Origin of the sequence: Burkholderia sp. BCC1993, from assembly GCF_905339865.1 — a bacterium.
Taxonomy (GTDB): Bacteria; Pseudomonadota; Gammaproteobacteria; order Burkholderiales; family Burkholderiaceae; genus Burkholderia.
The window spans coordinates 1-2,787 of the sequence record NZ_CAJPGZ010000043.1 but is presented as its reverse complement, the minus strand read 5'-3'; the positions used below and the strand labels follow the sequence as shown (position 1 = coordinate 2,787).

The window sequence follows — 2,787 nt, the reverse complement described above, 5'->3', positions numbered from 1 at the left end:
AAGCCCTACCCCAGCGTTACTCCGTTCGGCACCTCAAAGTGCCTTAACTGAACGGCATTAGCCCCCCGGGGCGCTTTTTCTTTGTGCTTCGATCCGGCGTATCGGTGCCCGGCCGGGCAAGCGCCGGACGCGTTACGCGCCGAACGTGATCGGCAGGCCGGCCTGCTGCGTCGCGTACTCGGTGAGCGCCGCGAAGAACTCGGTGCCGGTGCGCGTATCGCGCCATTCGCCGTCCACGAAACGGTAATGGAATCCGCCCGCCTTCGCGGCGATCCAGACCTCCTTCATCGGCGGCTGGAGGTTGACGATGATCTTCGAGCCGTTCTCGAACGTCAGCGTCAGCACGCTGCCGTTGCGCTCCAGATCGATGTCGTGATCGCCGTCGTTCGCGGCATCCACGGTACGCTCGACGGCCGCCAGCACGGCCTCGGCACGGGCCAAGTATTCAGTATCGGACATGCTAAACTCTATCGGTTAAATTGTTCAGGGACGATCATGCGAGTCGTTTTCCGGATGAGCGCGATTGTAGCGGCTTTGGCGATTCTTGCCGGCTGCGGTCAACGCGGCCCGCTCTATCTGCCCACCGTGCCCCCGTTGCCGGCGAAGCCCATCCAGCAGCAGGACACGCCGCCGTCCGACGTCACGCCGAGCGATGAAAACGCGTCGTCCGACACCATTCCCGATTCTTCCGGCACGCCGCTCACGCTGTCACCGGAGCTGTCGAGCGGTGCATCGAAGGCCGCGACGCCGGCATCCGGCCCTGCCGCCACGCAGTAAGCGCGCGCCGCCGCTCGCGCGGCCTCCTTCGCGACCAAGGCGATGACTGCCCGTCATCGCCTTTTGTTTTTCCGAGCCCGCCTCGTCACGCGCGGATGCGCCGCCAGCCCCATTCAAGCAGGCGCCAGCCGAGCAGCACCGCAACGATCACCGCGTAGAGCTTCGGCTGCGCGAGATTGTGCTTGCCGGCCCTCATCCACCAGAAATGCAGCACGCCGAACAGCGCGATCGCATAGATCGCGCGATGCAGCGTCGTCCAGTGACGACCAAGCCGGCGCACCATCGCGCGCGGCGAGGTCGCGGCCAGCGGAATCAGCAGCACGAACGCGGCGACGCCGACCGTAATGAACGGACGCTTGCCGACGTCCTTCAGGATCGCGAGCACGTCGAACCACTTGTCGAACCACAGATACGTCGTGAAATGCAGCGTCGCGTAAAAGAACGCGAACAGGCCGATCGTCCGGCGAAAGCGCAGCAACGCGGGAACGCCCGTCACGCGCCGAAGGGGTGTGACGGCGAGCGTGACGCAGAGCATCACCAGCGTCCAGAGGCCCGTCGAACGCGTGATGAATTCGATCGGGTTCGCGCCGAGCCGGTCGGTCAGCCCGAACAGCACGAGACGGGCGAGCGGATAGAGTCCGGCCGCGAAAACCAGCACCTTGGCGGGGGCAAGCCAGCGCGGCGCGGCAGTACGCACTGCGCCGGCCCGGGAACTGCCGGCGACAGCCGTGCGTGTGCCGGACGCGCGCGCGGGCGTCAGCGTCGAAGGAGGCATGTCGTTTCTCACCGGCGCGCTCAGAAGTTCTTCTTCAGGTCCATGCCCTGATACATCGACGCGACGAGATCGCCGTAGCCGTTGAACATCAGCGTCTTGCGCTTCGGCGTGAAGAAGCCGTCCTCACCGATCCGGCGCTCGGTCGCCTGGCTCCAGCGCGGGTGATCGACGTTCGGGTTCACGTTCGAATAGAAGCCGTATTCGTTCGACGCATACGTGTTCCAGCTCGTTTTCGGCTGCTTGTCGACGAAGCGGATCTTCACGAGCGACTTCGCGCTCTTGAAGCCGTACTTCCACGGCACGACGATCCGCACCGGCGCGCCGTTCTGGTTCGGCAGCACCTGGCCGTACACGCCCATCGTCAGCAGCGTCAGCGGATTCATCGCCTCGTCCATCCGCAGCCCTTCCGAGTACGGCCAGTCGAGCACCGGCGTCGATAGCCCCGGCATCTGCGACGGATCGGCGAGCGTGACGAACTGCACGTATTTCGCGTTGCCGGTCGGCTGCACGCGCTTGATCAGCTCGGACAGCGGCACGCCGATCCACGGGACCACCATCGACCAGCCTTCGACGCAACGCAGCCGGTACACGCGCTCTTCGAGCGGCGCGAGCTTCAGCAGTTCGTCGAGATCGAACACCTTCGGGTGCAGCACCTCGCCTTCGACGCTCACGCGCCACGGGCGCGGCCGCAGCGTGCCGGCGTTCTGCGCCGGGTCGCCCTTGTCGGTGCCGAATTCGTAGAAGTTGTTGTAGGACGTGATGTCCTTGAACGGCGTGACCTGGTCGGCCGCGACGAACTTCGGGTTGGTTTTCGCCGCGAGCTTCGCGGCCCGCGCGTCGGGCGACGCATAGGCGGCGAACGCCGCGCCGCTGCCGCCGAGCAATCCGCCCGCCGCCGCCAAGCCGGCGGCCTGCAAGACGCGCCGCCGGTTCTCGAACACCGCGCGCGGCGTAATCTGGCTCTGCGCGATATCACCGCCGGTCAGTACGGTGCGCAAAGGGTGTTTGATCCACATCGTGCTGCTCCTCCTGCATGCGCGGCGCGCACGCTTCATGAGCGTTCGACCCGACCCATCCTGCGCCGTTCGACGCCCGGACCGCCCGCCCGTTACAAAAGAAAACCGCCGGGCACGCAGTGCGCCGGCGGTCTTTTGTCGGACCCGCGTCGGAAATCTTACAGCTTGCCGTAGCTGTGCAGCCCGGACAGGAACATGTTGACGCCGAGGAACGCGAAT

General features: G+C 65.8%; 4 protein-coding genes. 1 reads left to right on the top strand and 3 read right to left on the bottom strand.

Annotated elements, in window-relative coordinates:
* Positions 1-132 precede the first annotated feature (132 nt).
* Positions 133-459, bottom strand: a complete 327-nt coding sequence (cyaY, locus tag U4Y91_RS36450; protein ID WP_321809107.1) for an iron donor protein CyaY — start codon at positions 457-459, stop codon at positions 133-135.
* A 36-nt stretch (positions 460-495) separates the two neighbouring features.
* Here cyaY and lptM point away from each other — a divergent pair, with 36 nt between their 5' ends.
* The gene (gene lptM, locus U4Y91_RS36445) at positions 496-777 is read left to right on the top strand and encodes an LPS translocon maturation chaperone LptM (RefSeq protein WP_321809106.1); all 282 of its coding nucleotides are present in this window, start codon (positions 496-498) and stop codon (positions 775-777) included.
* Between the two features lie 85 nt (positions 778-862).
* On the opposite strand, the gene msrQ is transcribed toward lptM, so the two are convergent.
* Both msrQ and msrP read right to left on the bottom strand, forming a co-directional pair.
* Positions 863-1,552, bottom strand: a complete 690-nt coding sequence (gene msrQ, locus U4Y91_RS36440) for a protein-methionine-sulfoxide reductase heme-binding subunit MsrQ (protein ID WP_321809105.1) — start codon at positions 1,550-1,552, stop codon at positions 863-865.
* A 20-nt stretch (positions 1,553-1,572) separates the two neighbouring features.
* Positions 1,573-2,568 (bottom strand): protein-methionine-sulfoxide reductase catalytic subunit MsrP, encoded by a 996-nt coding sequence (gene msrP / locus U4Y91_RS36435; RefSeq protein ID WP_321809104.1) that lies wholly within the window; start codon positions 2,566-2,568, stop codon positions 1,573-1,575.
* Positions 2,569-2,787 lie beyond the last annotated feature (219 nt).

Coding starts and splice junctions, on each gene's coding strand:
- cyaY (WP_321809107.1), bottom strand. CDS start 459: ATGTCCGATACTGAATACTTGGCCCGTGCCGAGGCCGTGCTGGCGGCC.
- lptM (WP_321809106.1), top strand. CDS start 496: ATGCGAGTCGTTTTCCGGATGAGCGCGATTGTAGCGGCTTTGGCGATT.
- msrQ (WP_321809105.1), bottom strand. CDS start 1,552: ATGCCTCCTTCGACGCTGACGCCCGCGCGCGCGTCCGGCACACGCACG.
- msrP (WP_321809104.1), bottom strand. CDS start 2,568: ATGTGGATCAAACACCCTTTGCGCACCGTACTGACCGGCGGTGATATC.